The sequence below is a fragment of the Chryseobacterium sp. 2P genome (assembly GCF_059579425.1).
On sequence record NZ_CM184194.1, the window covers coordinates 185,243 to 202,536 of the forward strand.

Annotated in this window: 9 protein-coding genes, 4 tRNA genes and 4 rRNA genes; 16 read left to right on the forward strand and 1 reads right to left on the reverse strand. The window is 40.1% G+C overall.

Annotated features, from left to right (window positions below; all coding sequences use genetic code 11):
* Positions 1 to 28: 28 nt before the first annotated feature.
* The 8 genes from porG (at position 29) to AC52CF_RS00905 (ending at position 7,477) form a co-directional block, all read left to right on the forward strand.
* Positions 29 to 922 (forward strand): type IX secretion system protein PorG, encoded by an 894-nt coding sequence (gene porG, locus AC52CF_RS00870; RefSeq protein WP_214587485.1) that lies wholly within the window; start codon positions 29 to 31, stop codon positions 920 to 922.
* Position 923: 1 nt separating this feature from the next.
* Positions 924 to 1,673, forward strand: coding sequence for an undecaprenyl pyrophosphate synthase (uppS, locus tag AC52CF_RS00875; RefSeq protein WP_214587484.1), 750 nt, complete (start codon positions 924 to 926; stop codon positions 1,671 to 1,673).
* Between the two features lie 28 nt (positions 1,674 to 1,701).
* Positions 1,702 to 4,239, forward strand: a complete 2,538-nt coding sequence (bamA, locus tag AC52CF_RS00880; protein ID WP_214587483.1) for an outer membrane protein assembly factor BamA — start codon at positions 1,702 to 1,704, stop codon at positions 4,237 to 4,239.
* Positions 4,240 to 4,247: 8 nt separating this feature from the next.
* Positions 4,248 to 4,793 carry an OmpH/Skp family outer membrane protein gene (locus AC52CF_RS00885; RefSeq protein ID WP_087708479.1) on the forward strand — a complete coding sequence of 182 codons (546 nt, stop codon included), beginning with the start codon at positions 4,248 to 4,250 and terminating at the stop codon, positions 4,791 to 4,793.
* Between the two features lie 62 nt (positions 4,794 to 4,855).
* Positions 4,856 to 5,359: an OmpH/Skp family outer membrane protein gene (locus tag AC52CF_RS00890; RefSeq protein WP_087708419.1), complete on the forward strand. Its 504-nt coding sequence runs from the start codon at positions 4,856 to 4,858 to the stop codon at positions 5,357 to 5,359.
* 72 nt (positions 5,360 to 5,431) lie between these two features.
* Entirely contained in the window at positions 5,432 to 5,917 is a 486-nt protein-coding gene (locus tag AC52CF_RS00895; RefSeq protein WP_214587482.1) for an acyl-CoA thioesterase, read from the forward strand.
* A complete protein-coding gene (rfbD, locus tag AC52CF_RS00900; RefSeq protein WP_214591150.1) occupies positions 5,917 to 6,777 on the forward strand; it encodes a dTDP-4-dehydrorhamnose reductase in 861 nt (286 codons plus the stop codon). The genes AC52CF_RS00895 and rfbD overlap by 1 nt, the downstream gene beginning before the upstream one ends.
* A gap of 13 nt (positions 6,778 to 6,790) precedes the next feature.
* Positions 6,791 to 7,477: a hypothetical protein gene (locus tag AC52CF_RS00905; protein ID WP_214587481.1), complete on the forward strand. Its 687-nt coding sequence runs from the start codon at positions 6,791 to 6,793 to the stop codon at positions 7,475 to 7,477.
* Here the strand turns inward: AC52CF_RS00905 and AC52CF_RS00910 are convergent.
* The gene (locus AC52CF_RS00910) at positions 7,446 to 7,637 is read right to left on the reverse strand and encodes a hypothetical protein (protein ID WP_214587480.1); all 192 of its coding nucleotides are present in this window, start codon (positions 7,635 to 7,637) and stop codon (positions 7,446 to 7,448) included. The two genes, AC52CF_RS00905 and AC52CF_RS00910, sit on opposite strands and share 32 nt — an antisense overlap.
* Before the next feature lie 645 nt (positions 7,638 to 8,282).
* Here AC52CF_RS00910 and AC52CF_RS00915 point away from each other — a divergent pair.
* The 8 genes from AC52CF_RS00915 (at position 8,283) to AC52CF_RS00950 (ending at position 17,229) form a co-directional block, all read left to right on the forward strand.
* Positions 8,283 to 9,799: ribosomal RNA gene (locus tag AC52CF_RS00915) — 16S ribosomal RNA — on the forward strand.
* A gap of 195 nt (positions 9,800 to 9,994) precedes the next feature.
* Positions 9,995 to 10,068, forward strand: a tRNA-Ile gene (locus AC52CF_RS00920).
* An 83-nt stretch (positions 10,069 to 10,151) separates the two neighbouring features.
* Positions 10,152 to 10,228: transfer RNA gene (locus tag AC52CF_RS00925), tRNA-Ala, on the forward strand.
* Positions 10,229 to 10,382: 154 nt separating this feature from the next.
* Positions 10,383 to 13,138 (forward strand): 23S ribosomal RNA (locus AC52CF_RS00930).
* A 164-nt stretch (positions 13,139 to 13,302) separates the two neighbouring features.
* Positions 13,303 to 13,410, forward strand: a 5S ribosomal RNA gene (gene rrf / locus AC52CF_RS00935).
* Between the two features lie 1,873 nt (positions 13,411 to 15,283).
* Positions 15,284 to 16,800, forward strand: a 16S ribosomal RNA gene (locus AC52CF_RS00940).
* The 16S, 23S and 5S rRNA genes sit together here with 4 tRNA genes alongside, the layout of an rRNA operon.
* Positions 16,801 to 16,995: 195 nt before the next feature.
* A tRNA-Ile gene (locus tag AC52CF_RS00945) sits at positions 16,996 to 17,069 on the forward strand.
* An 83-nt stretch (positions 17,070 to 17,152) separates the two neighbouring features.
* A tRNA-Ala gene (locus tag AC52CF_RS00950) sits at positions 17,153 to 17,229 on the forward strand.
* The last annotated feature ends 65 nt before the right edge of the window (positions 17,230 to 17,294 follow it).

Sequence of the window (17,294 nt, forward strand, 5' to 3'; positions counted from 1 at the left end):
TAAAATAACCATAAATCCATATTCTTTTATGAATAGAAAATTATTGTTTAGCTTCCTTGCCGCTCTAGGAACTGTGGTAAGTGTTAAAGCACAAAGAAACGAACTTGGAGTTCGTCTAGGTATGAGTAACCTAGTTGGGGATATAGGGAGAACGAATTATATTTTACAAAAGCCATTGGATTTAAGTAAAGTTTCAGATTGGGGTGTTCCTTTTTATGGTGGAATTTTATATAGATTTAATTTTAATCCTCACCAGACTGTAAGATTGGATCTTGGATATAATCAGATCCAGTTTAATGACAAGGTGGCGAAAGAAGAATATAGAAAAAACAGAAACTCATTCGGGAAAAACAATGTATATGAGGCAAGTTTGGTCTTCGAATACAATTTCTTTCCGGTAAACAACGAGCAGAAAAGTATGGTGAGCCCATATATTTTCGGAGGGGTAGGAGCATTAATGTTCGACGCTCCCAAAGCTACGATGATTAATGATTTCAGAAGAGATGCAGATGGGGTGGCTCAGGCTCCTATTAATGAACTGGATTTTACAACAACTCCGGTGTATTCTACAGGAACCAAAACTACAATGCATATTCCTTTTGGAGTAGGTTTAAAATATAAATTTAATTATAACTGGGCGCTTTTTGCAGAAGCTACATTCAGATATACGCTTACAGATCAGCTGGATTACAGCAAAATCCAAAGCAAAGATGTGGTTGCTACATATAACGGAGATATTCTCAGCCCCGTTACAGGCGGATCTCTTCTACAGACAGATGCTTATTATGTAGTATCTAAAGAAAGAGAAGCTGCGATTATAGGAGAAAGAAACGTAGGAGATTTTAAGTCTAAAGACTGGATGAATACCATTAGTTTAGGACTTACCTATTCGTTCGGAAGACCTCCATGTTATTGTGATTAATATGTCGTTGATAAAAGATAAAATAGATCCTGAGAATTTACCACAGCATGTGGCTATCATCATGGATGGTAACGGAAGATGGGCAAAATCTCGTGGCGAAGAAAGAACTTTCGGCCACAGAAATGCCATTAATGCTGTTAGGAATGCCATAAATGCGTGTAATGAAATACACATTCCGTATTTAACTCTTTATACCTTTTCTTCGGAAAACTGGAACCGTCCGGCAGAGGAAGTAAATACTTTAATGAATTTACTTGTAGAAACCTTATTGCTTGAAGCGGAAGAAATTTTCAGCAAAGGATTAAGAATGCACGTTATTGGAAATCTCGAAAAACTTCCCTCACTGGTAAAAGATCAGCTTTTACGCGTGGTGGAACTTACAAAAGAAAACACAAAAGGCAATTTGGTATTAGCAATCAGTTATGGTTCGCAGCATGAAATACTAAACGCCGTTAAAAGCATTAGCGAAGACGTAAAGGAAGGAAAGGTAGACATTGAAGATATTGATGAAAAATTATTCGAAAGTCACCTTTACACAAAAGATTTTCCGCCGGTGGATCTTTTAATAAGAACCAGCGGAGAAATCAGAATCAGTAATTTTCTCCTTTGGCAGATTGCTTATGCAGAGCTGCAGTTTTTAAACGTTCTGTGGCCGGACTTTACAAAAGATATTTTCTTTCAGTGTATTGTGGATTATCAAAACAAAGAAAGAAGATTCGGAATGACCGGAGAACAGATAAAAATTCAGTAAAATTTAAGAAAAGAAAGACTACGATAAAATGAAGTTTAGACTATTACCCATCATTATGTTTGTTGCTTCTGCACATTTTTATGGACAGGTAACTCCACAGGACAGCACACAGGTGAGCAATTCTGTACACGCAGAAAACCAAGCAGGGACGTACACCTTAAAAGACATCGTTGTAGATGGGGTTAAAAAATATACGCCGGCTCAGATCCTGAGATTTACAGGTTTGGTGAAAGGAGAATCGGTAGATATTCCGGGGCAAAAAATCAGCAATGCGGTAAAAAAACTTTGGGACACCCAATCTTTTTCTGAAGTAGAGGTTTATGTACAAAGCATTGAAGGCGAAACCGTTATTCTGAAGTTTTATCTGCAGGATCTTAAAGATCTTGGAGAAGTAAAATTTACAGGTAAAGGAATCGGAAAATCCAAAAATGAAAAAATGGCTAAAGATAATAATCTGAAGCCGGGAACAAAAATTACACAGAACTTGGTGTCAAGCCTTAAAACAAACGTTCCGAAAGATTTCATTAAAAAAGGATATGCCGATGCTAAAATTTCGATCCAGGAAAAAGTAAATGCAGGAGATCCTAATTTAGTAGACTGGACGATTAATGTAGATAAAGGCAAAAGAATCAAAATCGATCATATCGAATTCGAGGGAAATCAGTATGTATCCGACAGAAAACTTAGAAAAAAAGCCTTTAAAGAAACAAAACAAAAAAGATTCGGAATTGGAGGAATCCTGAAATCTTCAAAATTCATTGAAGACAAATATCAGGAAGACAAACAAAACCTGATCAATTATTATAACTCTTTAGGATACAGAGATGCTGCCATTGTTTCAGACTCAGTTTGGAGAAACAAGAGAAACAATTATGAGATTAATGTAAAACTTAAAGAAGGTAAACAGTATTACATCGGGGATATTACATTTACCGGAAATACCGTTTATTCTACAGACTATTTACAAAGACTTTTAGGATATAAAAAAGGAGAAATTTACGATGCGGTAGGTTTCAATAAAAAAGTAGGTGAAGACGGAGGTAAAGAAGACGATTCTGATCTCAAATCTCTTTATATGAATAGTGGATATCTTTTTTCTAATGTAACACCAGTAGAAAAATCGGTAGATGGAGATAAAATCAACCTTGAAATTCGTATTAATGAAGGAGAAAGAGCAACATGGAATAAAGTGACTTGGCAAGGTAATACAACTACTCATGATCATGTTATTCTACGTGCTCTTAGGACAAAGCCTGGTGAGCTCTTTAAAAAATCTGATATTAAAAGGACTTATTTCGATTTGGCAGGGATGTCATTCTTTGATCCTCAACAGGTTGGACAGGATATCCAGCCAAATCAGCAGGACAATACGGTAGATATCAACTGGAAGTTAGTAGAGAAAGGTTCTTCACAGGTTCAGTTACAGGCAGGTTACGGAGGTAACAGCTTTATCGGAACTTTAGGTTTAACGTTCAATAACTTCTCGTTAAAGAATTTCCTTAAATTCAAAGACTTTAAGCCGGTTCCTCAAGGTGATGGACAGACGTTATCTCTTCAGGCACAGGCTGGACAATATTTCCAGAATTACGGAGTTTCATTTACAGAACCTTGGTTGTTCGGAACAAGACCGACTGCGCTTTCTGTAAGCTTAAATAACTCACGAGTAAAATATTCTGATGTTTACGGAAACGCACAGAAACTTAACATCTTCTCCGCTTCCGTTGGTTTAAACAGGTTGCTGAAATGGCCGGATGATTATTTCTCATTGTATACAGGTCTTCAGTACCAGAAGTACGACTTTAAGAACTATCCGTTCCAGTTTGGAGATGCCACAGAATATTATGGTTCTGCCAACAACTTAAGCATCAACTTAGGATTAAGCAGAAACTCGGCAGGTATCGACCCGATTTTCCCGACAGTAGGTTCCAACATAGACCTTTCGGTGAAATTCACATTGCCGTACTCTGCATTCAACAATAAAGATTATTCTACTTTAAGTCCTACGGAAAAATACAAGTGGATGGAATTCTATAAAGTGAAGTTCAAAGCAGATGTTTACAATGAAATTATTGGAAAACTGGTTTTGAGATCTTCTGCTGAAATGGGCTTCATGGATGGATATAACTCTAAATTGGGAGCTCCGCCGTTTGAAAGATTCTATGTAGGGGGAACCGGTTTATTCGGAGGTAGATATGACGGTAGAGAATTAATTCCGTTAAGAGGTTATGAAAATGCTTCTACTTACGGAGGAACTTCTCAGGACATTACTCCGACGGGGGGAGGTACTATTTATAACAGATTTACGTTAGAATTAAGATACCCGATTTCATTGAACCAGACAGCAAAAATTTATGCATTAACGTTCGCGGAAGGAGGTAACGTTTGGAATTCTTGGGGAAATTATAATCCTTTCCAGTTGAAAAGATCAGTGGGTGTTGGTGTGAGAGTTTATATGGGAGCATTTGGTTTAATTGGATTTGATTTCGCTTACGGATTCGACAAAACAGTTTCGGGAACTGAGCCTTCCGGATGGAAGACGCACTTCTTGATGAACCAATCATTATAATCCACCTTATGAAAAATTTTAGAATTGTTTTATCATTTGTTTTATTCTTGCTTTTCGGTCTAAGCAACGCACAGAAAGTGGGTGTTGTGGATACGGAATACATTCTGAATAAAATGCCTCAATATAAAGAAGCTGAAGCAAGACTGAATGCACAAATTGATACTTGGCAGTCCGAACTTCAGAACCTTCAGTCTGAATACGAAAGAAAAAGATCTGCTTTTGAAAGTGAAAAAGTTCTTTTGATCGGAGATCAGCTTAAACTGAGAGAAAAAGAAGTAATGGACCTGGAAAAAAATATCAAAACAACAACCAGTTTACGTTTTGGTGCTACCGGAGAAATTAAGAAACTGAGAACGAATCTGGTTCAGCCTTTTCAGGATCAGATTTGGGAAGCTATCAAAACAATGTCTGAAAAGAACGGTTTGGCGATAGTTTTAGATAAAACAAGCAATAATGTTATTTTTCTTCAGAAAAGATCCGATTATTCTGATAAAGTTTTAGCAATCTTATTGAAAGATGCTGAACCAAAAGAAAAAGGCAAAACAAAAAAATAAAAGTTTAACTTTTATTACATTTACAAATCTAAAAACAAAATTAAATTATTTATTTACCAGTTATGAAAAAATTAAGTGTATTATTTGCAGCGGTAATGATGGTTGTATCGGTAGGTATGGCAAAAGCTCAAAAAATTGCAACTTTAGATGTTATAGGAATTCTTAACGCAATGCCTGAAAAGAAAAAAGCAGATGCTGATCTTAAAACTTTCTTAGATACAAAACAGGCTGAAATTAAGAAAAAAGCAGATGCAGGACAGGCTAAACTAAAGCAGTACTCTGAAGAAGCTCCAAAGAAAACAGCTGAAGAAAACAAAGCCAGAGAAGCAGAATTGGCAAAAATGCAGGAAGAAATCCAGCAGATGAACGATAAAGCTCAGAAAGATTTTGTTGCTAAACAGGATCTTGCTTACGAACCAATCGAGAAAAAACTGAATGAAGCAGTTTCTAAAGTAGCAAAAGCTAACGGTTATGATTATATTATGGATGCAAATTCTTCTGCATTCGTATTCAAAGGAGGACCGGATGCTACAGCTGCAGTGAAAAAAGAATTGAATATTCAGTAATTTTTTAGAAATTAATAAATATTTATAAAAATGAACCATCTCACTTCGAGGTGGTTTTTTTATTTTTGCGGAATGGAAAAAGAAGTATCAACCACGGTAAAGGTCAGATTCAGCGACTGCGATCCCATTGGTCATTTAAACAACGTGAAATATCTGGACTATATGTTCAATGCCAGAGAAGATCATGTGGAAACATTTTATGGTTTCACCTATGAAGAATACACCAAAATGACGGGATGCACGTGGATTGCAATTCAGAATGAAATAGCCTATTTAAAGGAAGTACGATATAATACCTCCGTTATTATCAGCAGCAAGACCATTGAAGTGGCAGACAGAACAGCAAAAGTAGAGATCCTGATGAAAAGTTTAGATGAGAAAACAATTCATGCAGTATTATGGGTTACGGTAATCTACTTCAATGTTAAAACCAGAAAATCGGAAGTACATCCCGAAGAAATTAAAGAAACATTCAATAAGTTTTATGTAGATTTGGAACAGAAAGACTTCCAGTCGAGAGTTAAATATTTAAGATCACAAAACGCGAGAAACTCATGATGAAAAAAATTTTAGTAGTAGGAGGAAACGGGCAGCTAGGAAACTGCATCAGAAAAATAGCTCCGGATTTTGAACTGGATTATGAATTCATTTTTACAGATTCGCAGACTTTAGACATCACCAACGAAGATCAGATCAATACTGTTTTTACAGAAAATAAACCAGATTACTGTATCAATGCTTCAGCTTATACAGCGGTAGATCTTGCAGAAACTGAAAAAGAAAAGGCTTTTGCTGTAAATGCAGATGGAGTGGCTTCCCTTGCACAGGCGTGTAAAGATGCTAAAACAACTTTTATCCACGTTTCTACAGATTATGTCTTTGATGGAGAAACCAATTTAAGTTATTCCGAAGACGATTTCACAAGTCCGATCGGAGTTTACGGAGAATCCAAGTTGAAAGGGGAAGAGCTTGCATTGGAAATTAATCCGAAAACAATCATCCTAAGAACTTCATGGCTGTATTCCGAGTTCAATAAAAACTTTGTGAAAACAATGCTCAATCTTTTTTCTCAGAAAGACGAGTTGGGAATTGTAGCAGATCAGTTCGGGCAGCCTACCAATGCAAATGATCTGGCAGAAGCCATCATGAACATTATCGAAGCAAAAGAAAAAATATACGGTGTTTTCCACTTTTCAAACTATCCGGAAACCACATGGTTTGAGTTTGCAAAAAAAATAGCTGAATTTTCTAAATCTTCAGTTAAATTAAATGAACTAACCACCGAGCAATATCCTACACCGGCAAAAAGACCCAAAAGAAGTACAATGTGTCTGGATAAAATTGAAGAAACGTATAAAATAGAACCTAAATATTGGGAAAACAGTCTTGAAGAATGCATTACTGTTCTTACAAAATAACCTATAATAAAGAATGAAAAATTTCATCATAATCATTTTCGCCTTTTTTATCCAACTTTACAGCGCACAAAATGTATATCTTACAAAAGTTGTAAAAACCAAAGATAATACCGACAGATTTCTATATACAATTAATGAAGAAACAAAAGATGCTGAATATTTGGGCGAAATTGAAGTTCAGGGGTTCTGGAAGTACGATGATGAAGTCTTTTCATTAGTCTATAAAAAGGCAAAAGAAATCGGAGCCAATGCATTTTCATGGAAACCTTTTGAAAATATCGATGGCACTCCTCAGAATTTTAATCCTTCCAATTACAGATTAAATCTTTATTTTCTTCCGAAAGAACAATTTAAAGATCAGACGGGATATATGTATATCTTTGCTTCTTCTGAAAAAGATCAGAAAATAGCCATCAATAAAGCAGATTATATTATTCCTCCCAGATCATTTTTAAAATTGAAAACGATCCCGGGGGAAGTCTACACAATCTCGACAAAAAAATTATTAGGCTCCACCATTAAAATCCAGCCTAAAGAAAATAGTTCCAATCAGTATTTCCAAATTTCGTCCGCAAAAATAAAATCGGACGAAAGTGGAGTAGGAGGGCTTAATCTGAAAAGCGGGGACATCATCGGTCTCGAAAAATCCTACGGAGAATTTTTAAGCACTATATATAATAAAGAAAAGCAGAGTAATTAAACTCTGCTTTTTTGATTTTTTCAATAAACCTTTCCTCTTTAACTCCTTTTTTCACCCGCAAATTTCCTCCTTTCCATACTTGCATCCTCAAATCCATCCATTTTCCCCTCAATCCAACAAAATCTTCCCGCAGAACGCAATATTTCCTTCTTTTTTCCATGATTTCATTGTTCGTCCAACGGTTTTTCAAAATCAAAAATATCAAATCGTTTAATGTGGAAAACTATGGATATCCTTATAAAGATAAATAAACCAGTGTTTTATCGCCTGAAGTTACCCACAATCGTGTGTATGGCTTAAATATTATGTTAAGTATATTTGGAAGCGGAGGGTTAAAGCCCCTATCTTTGCCCCACTGAAAAACGATAGAGAATCAGTAAGCGCAGAAGAGCTTTTAGCTAAGCAATATTACTTAATGAATCCTGAGGGAAGACGGTAAAAGTCTTTTTAAAGCTACAGATTGAAGCGGCTTTTATTTTAAACTTTTTTTTAAAAAATATAAAATAAGATTTGCGGGAATGAAAAAGATTTGTATCTTTGCAGTCCCTAAACGGGGGAGCGCAGGAGAGTATAGATTGAGTGTTTAGAGAGGGGTTAAGGTTACAGAAAAAACTTTAAAATTTTCTTGAAAAACATTTGGTCAAATCAAAATAAGTTATTACTTTTGCACTCGCAAATACGAAACGAAAACGACAGATACTAAGTTTTGTAGGAAGCGGAAGAAATGAAGATCATTGACATACAATATAACAACCAAGTAAGGAAAAACTAAAGCGTCAAAACTTTGAGTGAGTCAGACAAACATACAATGGAGAGTTTGATCCTGGCTCAGGATGAACGCTAGCGGGAGGCCTAACACATGCAAGCCGAGCGGTAGAGATTCTTCGGAATCTTGAGAGCGGCGCACGGGTGCGGAACACGTGTGCAACCTGCCTTTATCTGGGGGATAGCCTTTCGAAAGGGAGATTAATACCCCATAATATAATGAGTGGCATCACTTGTTATTGAAAACTCCGGTGGATAGAGATGGGCACGCGCAAGATTAGATAGTTGGTGAGGTAACGGCTCACCAAGTCAATGATCTTTAGGGGGCCTGAGAGGGTGATCCCCCACACTGGTACTGAGACACGGACCAGACTCCTACGGGAGGCAGCAGTGAGGAATATTGGACAATGGGTGAGAGCCTGATCCAGCCATCCCGCGTGAAGGACGACGGCCCTATGGGTTGTAAACTTCTTTTGTACAGGGATAAACCTTTCCACGTGTGGAAAGCTGAAGGTACTGTACGAATAAGCACCGGCTAACTCCGTGCCAGCAGCCGCGGTAATACGGAGGGTGCAAGCGTTATCCGGATTTATTGGGTTTAAAGGGTCCGTAGGCGGATCTGTAAGTCAGTGGTGAAATCTCATAGCTTAACTATGAAACTGCCATTGATACTGCAGGTCTTGAGTAAGGTAGAAGTAGCTGGAATAAGTAGTGTAGCGGTGAAATGCATAGATATTACTTAGAACACCAATTGCGAAGGCAGGTTACTATGTCTTAACTGACGCTGATGGACGAAAGCGTGGGGAGCGAACAGGATTAGATACCCTGGTAGTCCACGCTGTAAACGATGCTAACTCGTTTTTGGGTTTTCGGATTCAGAGACTAAGCGAAAGTGATAAGTTAGCCACCTGGGGAGTACGAACGCAAGTTTGAAACTCAAAGGAATTGACGGGGGCCCGCACAAGCGGTGGATTATGTGGTTTAATTCGATGATACGCGAGGAACCTTACCAAGACTTAAATGGGAATTGACAGATTTAGAAATAGATCCTCCTTCGGGCAATTTTCAAGGTGCTGCATGGTTGTCGTCAGCTCGTGCCGTGAGGTGTTAGGTTAAGTCCTGCAACGAGCGCAACCCCTGTCACTAGTTGCCATCATTCAGTTGGGGACTCTAGTGAGACTGCCTACGCAAGTAGAGAGGAAGGTGGGGATGACGTCAAATCATCACGGCCCTTACGTCTTGGGCCACACACGTAATACAATGGCCGGTACAGAGGGCAGCTACACAGCGATGTGATGCAAATCTCGAAAGCCGGTCTCAGTTCGGATTGGAGTCTGCAACTCGACTCTATGAAGCTGGAATCGCTAGTAATCGCGCATCAGCCATGGCGCGGTGAATACGTTCCCGGGCCTTGTACACACCGCCCGTCAAGCCATGGAAGTCTGGGGTACCTGAAGTCGGTGACCGTAACAGGAGCTGCCTAGGGTAAAACAGGTAACTAGGGCTAAGTCGTAACAAGGTAGCCGTACCGGAAGGTGCGGCTGGAACATCTCATTTTAGAGCGTCTTAAAGACGAAAAACAAAATTAGTACGCAAGTACAAAGTACTTACTTAAAGTAAAGCTTTAGTTTTTTATTTGGTTGATATATCATAATACACACCCACTAGAAATTAGTAAAAGGGAAAGAGATTGAGAAATGAAGAATGGGAAAAAGTATATTACTTATAACTCATCACCCATTACTCATACAAAGTCTCGTAGCTCAGCTGGTTAGAGCGCTACACTGATAATGTAGAGGTCGGCAGTTCGAGCCTGCCCGAGACTACTAATTAAGGCGGCTGGCAAATCGCTTATGGCTGATGGCAAAAAAGTCAACAGCAATTAGCAAGAAGCCAACAGCACCTAGAGGGGGAATTAGCTCAGCTGGCTAGAGCGCCTGCCTTGCACGCAGGAGGTCAAGGGTTCGACTCCCTTATTCTCCACCATCATAGATGGTTTAATTTTAAAAAAGCAGATAGAGCCAAAAACAATATTTGCGAATTAGATCAGAAGTAGAATTAAGATCATTGACATTAACGGTAAAGACATCACAAAGAGAAAACCGAGCACTTATAAGTGCTTGAGTAACCTAAAAATAGGAAAGAAATCGTTAAGGGCGTATGGCGGATGCCTAGGCTTTCAGAGGCGACGAAGGACGTGGTAAGCTGCGAAAAGCTGCGGGGATTGGCACACACGAATTGATCCGCAGATGTCCGAATGGGGCAACCCAATACATTGAAGATGTATTACCTCGTAAGAGGAGCAAACCCGGAGAACTGAAACATCTAAGTACCCGGAGGAAAAGAAATCGAAGAGATTCCGTAAGTAGTGGCGAGCGAAAGCGGATTAGCCCAAAAGTCTTTATATGTTTAATAGAATGTTCTGGAAAGAACAGCCATAGAGGGTGATAGCCCCGTATATGAAAGGCATACATAGATGATAAATGAGTAGGGCGGGACACGTGAAATCCTGTCTGAATATGGGGGGACCATCCTCCAAGGCTAAATACTCCTGAAAGACCGATAGTGAACAAGTACTGTGAAGGAAAGGTGAAAAGCACTTCGAATAGAAGGGTGAAATAGAACCTGAAACCGTACGCCTACAAGCGGTCGGAGCAGATTAATTCTGTGACGGCGTGCCTTTTGCATAATGAGCCTACGAGTTAATTTTACTAGCGAGGTTAAGTAATTAAGTTACGGAGCCGGAGCGAAAGCGAGTCTGAATAGGGCGCATAGTTAGTAGGATTAGACGCGAAACCTTGTGATCTACCCATGGGCAGGTTGAAGCTTTGGTAACACAAAGTGGAGGACCGAACCGGTTGACGTTGAAAAGTCTTCGGATGACCTGTGGGTAGGGGTGAAAGGCCAATCAAACTGGGAGATAGCTCGTACTCTCCGAAATGCATTTAGGTGCAGCGTCGTATATAAGTTTATTAGAGGTAGAGCTACTGATTGGATGCGGGGGTTTCACCGCCTACCAATTCCTGACAAACTCCGAATGCTAATAAATGTTCTACGGCAGTGAGGGCATGGGTGCTAAGGTCCATGTCCGAGAGGGAAAGAACCCAGACCAACAGCTAAGGTCCCCAAATTTCTGTTAAGTTGAAGCAACGCGGTTGGACTGCATTGACAGCTAGGATGTTGGCTTGGAAGCAGCCATTCATTTAAAGAGTGCGTAACAGCTCACTAGTCGAGCGGTCCGGCATGGATAATAATCGGGCATAAACAGAATACCGAAGCTATGGATTTATAATTAATTATATCTGGTAGGAGAGCATTCTATCGGCGCCGAAGCAGTATCGTGAGGTATTGTGGAGCTTATAGAAAAGAAAATGTAGGCATAAGTAACGATAAAGGGGGCGAGAAACCCCCTCACCGAAAGACTAAGGTTTCCTCAGCCATGCTAATCAGCTGAGGGTTAGTCGGGACCTAACGCGAACCCGAAAGGGGTAGTGGATGGACAATGGGTTAATATTCCCATACTTGCTCACACTAAAAAGGGGACGGTTCGATGTAGCTATAGAAGACGGACGGAAGTGTCAAGGCCTAGCCTTCGGGCGAAGCTGTTATAGTGTAATCGGATCCAAGAAAAGCCGAAGTGAAGCAACCCGTACCAAAACCGACACAGGTAGTCGAGGAGAGAATCCTAAGGTGCTCGAGTGAGTCGTGGCTAAGGAACTAGGCAAAATAGTCTCGTAACTTCGGAAGAAGAGACGCCAGCAGCAATGCTGGCCGCAGTGAAGAGGCCCAGGCGACTGTTTATCAAAAACACAGGACTCTGCTAAATCGAAAGATGCTGTATAGGGTCTGACACCTGCCCGGTGCTGGAAGGTTAAGGAAGGGCGTTAGCGTAAGCGAAGCGTTTGACTGAAGCCCCAGTAAACGGCGGCCGTAACTATAACGGTCCTAAGGTAGCGAAATTCCTTGTCGGGTAAGTTCCGACCTGCACGAATGGTGTAACGATCTGGGCACTGTCTCAGCCACGAGCTCGGTGAAATTGTAGTATCGGTGAAGATGCCGATTACCCGCAATGGGACGAAAAGACCCTGTGAACCTTTACTATAACTTCGTATTGACTTTGAGTAAGTAATGTGTAGGATAGGTGGGAGGCTTTGAAGCAGGCACGCTAGTGTTTGTGGAGCCGACGTTGAAATACCACCCTTTACTTACTTGGAGCCTAACTTCTTTAGGGAAGGACATTGCGTGGTGGGTAGTTTGACTGGGGTGGTCGCCTCCAAAAGAGTAACGGAGGCTTTCAAAGGTACCCTCAGCACGCTTGGTAACCGTGCGTAGAGTGTAATGGCATAAGGGTGCTTGACTGTGAGACCAACAAGTCGATCAGGTGCGAAAGCAGGACATAGTGATCCGGTGGTTCCGTATGGAAGGGCCATCGCTCATAGGATAAAAGGTACTCCGGGGATAACAGGCTAGTCTCCCCCAAGAGCTCACATCGACGGGGAGGTTCGGCACCTCGATGTCGGCTCGTCACATCCTGGGGCTGGAGAAGGTCCCAAGGGTTGGGCTGTTCGCCCATTAAAGTGGCACGCGAGCTGGGTTCAGAACGTCGTGAGACAGTTCGGTCTCTATCTATTGCGGGCGTTAGATGTTTGAGAGGGCTTGATTCTAGTACGAGAGGACCGAATTGAACAAACCTCTGGTGTATCAGTTGTACCGCCAGGTGCACCGCTGAGTAGCTATGTTTGGAAGAGATAAGCACTGAAAGCATATAAGTGCGAAACTCGCCTCAAGATGAGACATCTTTTAAGGGTCGTGGGAGATGACCACGTTGATAGGCTACAGGTGTAAAGTTGGTAACAGCATAGCCGAGTAGTACTAATTACCCGTAGATTTATAGCCTATTCATAAGTAATGAGTAATAGGTAATGAGCAATCATGCTTATCATAACTTAGCTTAAGTATTTATAAGTGCAACACTGGTTTTGCCTTTGTGATGAAATTTACCGATAAAAAGCGAATGGCCAATGGCAATAAGCCAATAGCCAACAGCTATATACAACCTTTAGGGTGGTTTTAGCGGTGGGGCTCACCTGTTCCCATTCCGAACACAGAAGTTAAGCCCACCAGCGCCGATGGTACTGCGAAAGCGGGAGAGTAGGTCGCCGCCAGTTTTTATTTAAAAGTCTCATAGAATTTATTCTATGAGACTTTTTTTATGCCCATACCCCAGATAATACCCCAAGGGAAGAACCAAAAGAGCCAAGTGAAAAGTAACAAGTAAAAAGTAAACGTAAAAAGTAAAGAAGCCCCAGGATATAGTCAATCATCATTCATCAATTATCAATTATCTTTCATTACTCATTACTCATTACTCATTACTCATTACTCAGCCACGATAGAAACACAATCCTTTTGGGTTGCGGGCGGAGCTAAGCGGAGTCCGCAACCCAAAAGATACAGTGGATAGCGGGAAAAGTTCATGAATAGAAAGAACTTCACCTATAGGTATTCATCATGGCTTTTTTATATTTTCAGTTTTTGATTAATTATTTTTATTCTTAACATTTATACGTTTTACCATATTTGTTATAATGTTTAAACTAATTCAGAATTAACACAAAAGATATAAAAGATAATAATACAGCAAATTTCCAGAATGATCTTAGCCGTCCAAAGAATAAAAATCAAAGATTTTAAAACTATTGTGATCTTTTCATTCATAGTACCAACTTTCAATAAAAGTACAGACAGACATATATTCTAAAATTTGAATAAAAGTATTTATTTAAAAATATTCTGGATCAGGTAACATTATTTAAAGCAATTTGTATAACTCTTTAATAATTTTAGACTGCCAATTTTTTGGATTTACATTTTTCTTTTAAGTATGATTTTGCCGGATAATAATATTATCGAACTAATCAATATGATGGTCTGAACTTAGACATTGTATTTTGTACCATTCGGAATTATTTTGTTAAGAAAAACTTCAAAAATAAATGACATTATTATTCTTAACTTCATAATAACTCAAAAATTTTATTCTACGGCAAGACGGAGCAAGTTGCTGTATCCGGTTTCAATAAGAAATACGCTAAACCTTCCTTTTTCCCAATATTCCTATGTTTCCTTATTAAAATTCTTCTTCTTATCAAATGAGTTACTTAAAAAGTTTATGTAACTGCGTTTCTTATATCTGTTTGATACTATGTAAAATGATGATATGAATGATTTTATATAGGAATGCTTCTTAAAATAAAACTACATACATAACTTTAAAAACTGAATTAGCTCAATTATTCTTTATTTAATAAACTTTTTTTAAATAAAAAAGACGCTGTTGTTGCTGAGCAGAACGACATGATCTTTTCAGGAATTGAATTTTTCCTCTTCAATAATCCAATTGCTTTGTTGAAAAAGACTTTTTTTACTTCTCTTCTTCCGCTTTTTCCATCGGCAAACCAAACAATGGTTTAAAATTACAGAAATTATTCTCCCAGTCACTCAGTGCTTTAGGATTAAATATGAATTAAAGATGAAATTTATGTTAACAAAAGTTGGATTGTAAGGAATAAAGCCCCTATCTTTGCCCCACTGAAAAACGATAGAGAATCAGTAAGCGCAGAAGAGCTTTTAGCTAAGCAATATTACTTAATGAATCCTGAGGGAAGACGGTAAAAGTCTTTTTAAAGCTACAGATTGAAGCGGCTTTTATTTTAAACTTTTTTTTAAAAAATATAAAATAAGATTTGCGGGAATGAAAAAGATTTGTATCTTTGCAGTCCCTAAACGGGGGAGCGCAGGAGAGTATAGATTGAGTGTTTAGAGAGGGGTTAAGGTTACAGAAAAAACTTTAAAATTTTCTTGAAAAACATTTGGTCAAATCAAAATAAGTTATTACTTTTGCACTCGCAAATACGAAACGAAAACGACAGATACTAAGTTTTGTAGGAAGCGGAAGAAATGAAGATCATTGACATACAATATAACAACCAAGTAAGGAAAAACTAAAGCGTCAAAACTTTGAGTGAGTCAGACAAACATACAATGGAGAGTTTGATCCTGGCTCAGGATGAACGCTAGCGGGAGGCCTAACACATGCAAGCCGAGCGGTAGAGATTCTTCGGAATCTTGAGAGCGGCGCACGGGTGCGGAACACGTGTGCAACCTGCCTTTATCTGGGGGATAGCCTTTCGAAAGGGAGATTAATACCCCATAATATAATGAGTGGCATCACTTGTTATTGAAAACTCCGGTGGATAGAGATGGGCACGCGCAAGATTAGATAGTTGGTGAGGTAACGGCTCACCAAGTCAATGATCTTTAGGGGGCCTGAGAGGGTGATCCCCCACACTGGTACTGAGACACGGACCAGACTCCTACGGGAGGCAGCAGTGAGGAATATTGGACAATGGGTGAGAGCCTGATCCAGCCATCCCGCGTGAAGGACGACGGCCCTATGGGTTGTAAACTTCTTTTGTACAGGGATAAACCTTTCCACGTGTGGAAAGCTGAAGGTACTGTACGAATAAGCACCGGCTAACTCCGTGCCAGCAGCCGCGGTAATACGGAGGGTGCAAGCGTTATCCGGATTTATTGGGTTTAAAGGGTCCGTAGGCGGATCTGTAAGTCAGTGGTGAAATCTCATAGCTTAACTATGAAACTGCCATTGATACTGCAGGTCTTGAGTAAGGTAGAAGTAGCTGGAATAAGTAGTGTAGCGGTGAAATGCATAGATATTACTTAGAACACCAATTGCGAAGGCAGGTTACTATGTCTTAACTGACGCTGATGGACGAAAGCGTGGGGAGCGAACAGGATTAGATACCCTGGTAGTCCACGCTGTAAACGATGCTAACTCGTTTTTGGGTTTTCGGATTCAGAGACTAAGCGAAAGTGATAAGTTAGCCACCTGGGGAGTACGAACGCAAGTTTGAAACTCAAAGGAATTGACGGGGGCCCGCACAAGCGGTGGATTATGTGGTTTAATTCGATGATACGCGAGGAACCTTACCAAGACTTAAATGGGAATTGACAGATTTAGAAATAGATCCTCCTTCGGGCAATTTTCAAGGTGCTGCATGGTTGTCGTCAGCTCGTGCCGTGAGGTGTTAGGTTAAGTCCTGCAACGAGCGCAACCCCTGTCACTAGTTGCCATCATTCAGTTGGGGACTCTAGTGAGACTGCCTACGCAAGTAGAGAGGAAGGTGGGGATGACGTCAAATCATCACGGCCCTTACGTCTTGGGCCACACACGTAATACAATGGCCGGTACAGAGGGCAGCTACACAGCGATGTGATGCAAATCTCGAAAGCCGGTCTCAGTTCGGATTGGAGTCTGCAACTCGACTCTATGAAGCTGGAATCGCTAGTAATCGCGCATCAGCCATGGCGCGGTGAATACGTTCCCGGGCCTTGTACACACCGCCCGTCAAGCCATGGAAGTCTGGGGTACCTGAAGTCGGTGACCGTAACAGGAGCTGCCTAGGGTAAAACAGGTAACTAGGGCTAAGTCGTAACAAGGTAGCCGTACCGGAAGGTGCGGCTGGAACATCTCATTTTAGAGCGTCTTAAAGACGAAAAACAAAATTAGTACGCAAGTACAAAGTACTTACTTAAAGTAAAGCTTTAGTTTTTTATTTGGTTGATATATCATAATACACACCCACTAGAAATTAGTAAAAGGGAAAGAGATTGAGAAATGAAGAATGGGAAAAAGTATATTACTTATAACTCATCACCCATTACTCATACAAAGTCTCGTAGCTCAGCTGGTTAGAGCGCTACACTGATAATGTAGAGGTCGGCAGTTCGAGCCTGCCCGAGACTACTAATTAAGGCGGCTGGCAAATCGCTTATGGCTGATGGCAAAAAAGTCAACAGCAATTAGCAAGAAGCCAACAGCACCTAGAGGGGGAATTAGCTCAGCTGGCTAGAGCGCCTGCCTTGCACGCAGGAGGTCAAGGGTTCGACTCCCTTATTCTCCACCATCATAGATGGTTTAATTTTAAAAAAGCAGATAGAGCCAAAAACAATATTTGCGAATTAGATCAGA

Bases quoted from the DNA above. Each gene is read 5' to 3' on its own strand.
- bamA (WP_214587483.1), top strand. From the start codon at position 1,702: ATGAAGTTTAGACTATTACCCATCATTATGTTTGTTGCTTCTGCACAT.
- porG (WP_214587485.1), top strand. From the start codon at position 29: ATGAATAGAAAATTATTGTTTAGCTTCCTTGCCGCTCTAGGAACTGTG.
- AC52CF_RS00895 (WP_214587482.1), top strand. From the start codon at position 5,432: ATGGAAAAAGAAGTATCAACCACGGTAAAGGTCAGATTCAGCGACTGC.
- AC52CF_RS00910 (WP_214587480.1), bottom strand. From the start codon at position 7,637: ATGGAAAAAAGAAGGAAATATTGCGTTCTGCGGGAAGATTTTGTTGGA.
- AC52CF_RS00890 (WP_087708419.1), top strand. From the start codon at position 4,856: ATGAAAAAATTAAGTGTATTATTTGCAGCGGTAATGATGGTTGTATCG.
- rfbD (WP_214591150.1), top strand. From the start codon at position 5,917: ATGAAAAAAATTTTAGTAGTAGGAGGAAACGGGCAGCTAGGAAACTGC.
- AC52CF_RS00905 (WP_214587481.1), top strand. From the start codon at position 6,791: ATGAAAAATTTCATCATAATCATTTTCGCCTTTTTTATCCAACTTTAC.
- AC52CF_RS00885 (WP_087708479.1), top strand. From the start codon at position 4,248: ATGAAAAATTTTAGAATTGTTTTATCATTTGTTTTATTCTTGCTTTTC.
- uppS (WP_214587484.1), top strand. From the start codon at position 924: ATGTCGTTGATAAAAGATAAAATAGATCCTGAGAATTTACCACAGCAT.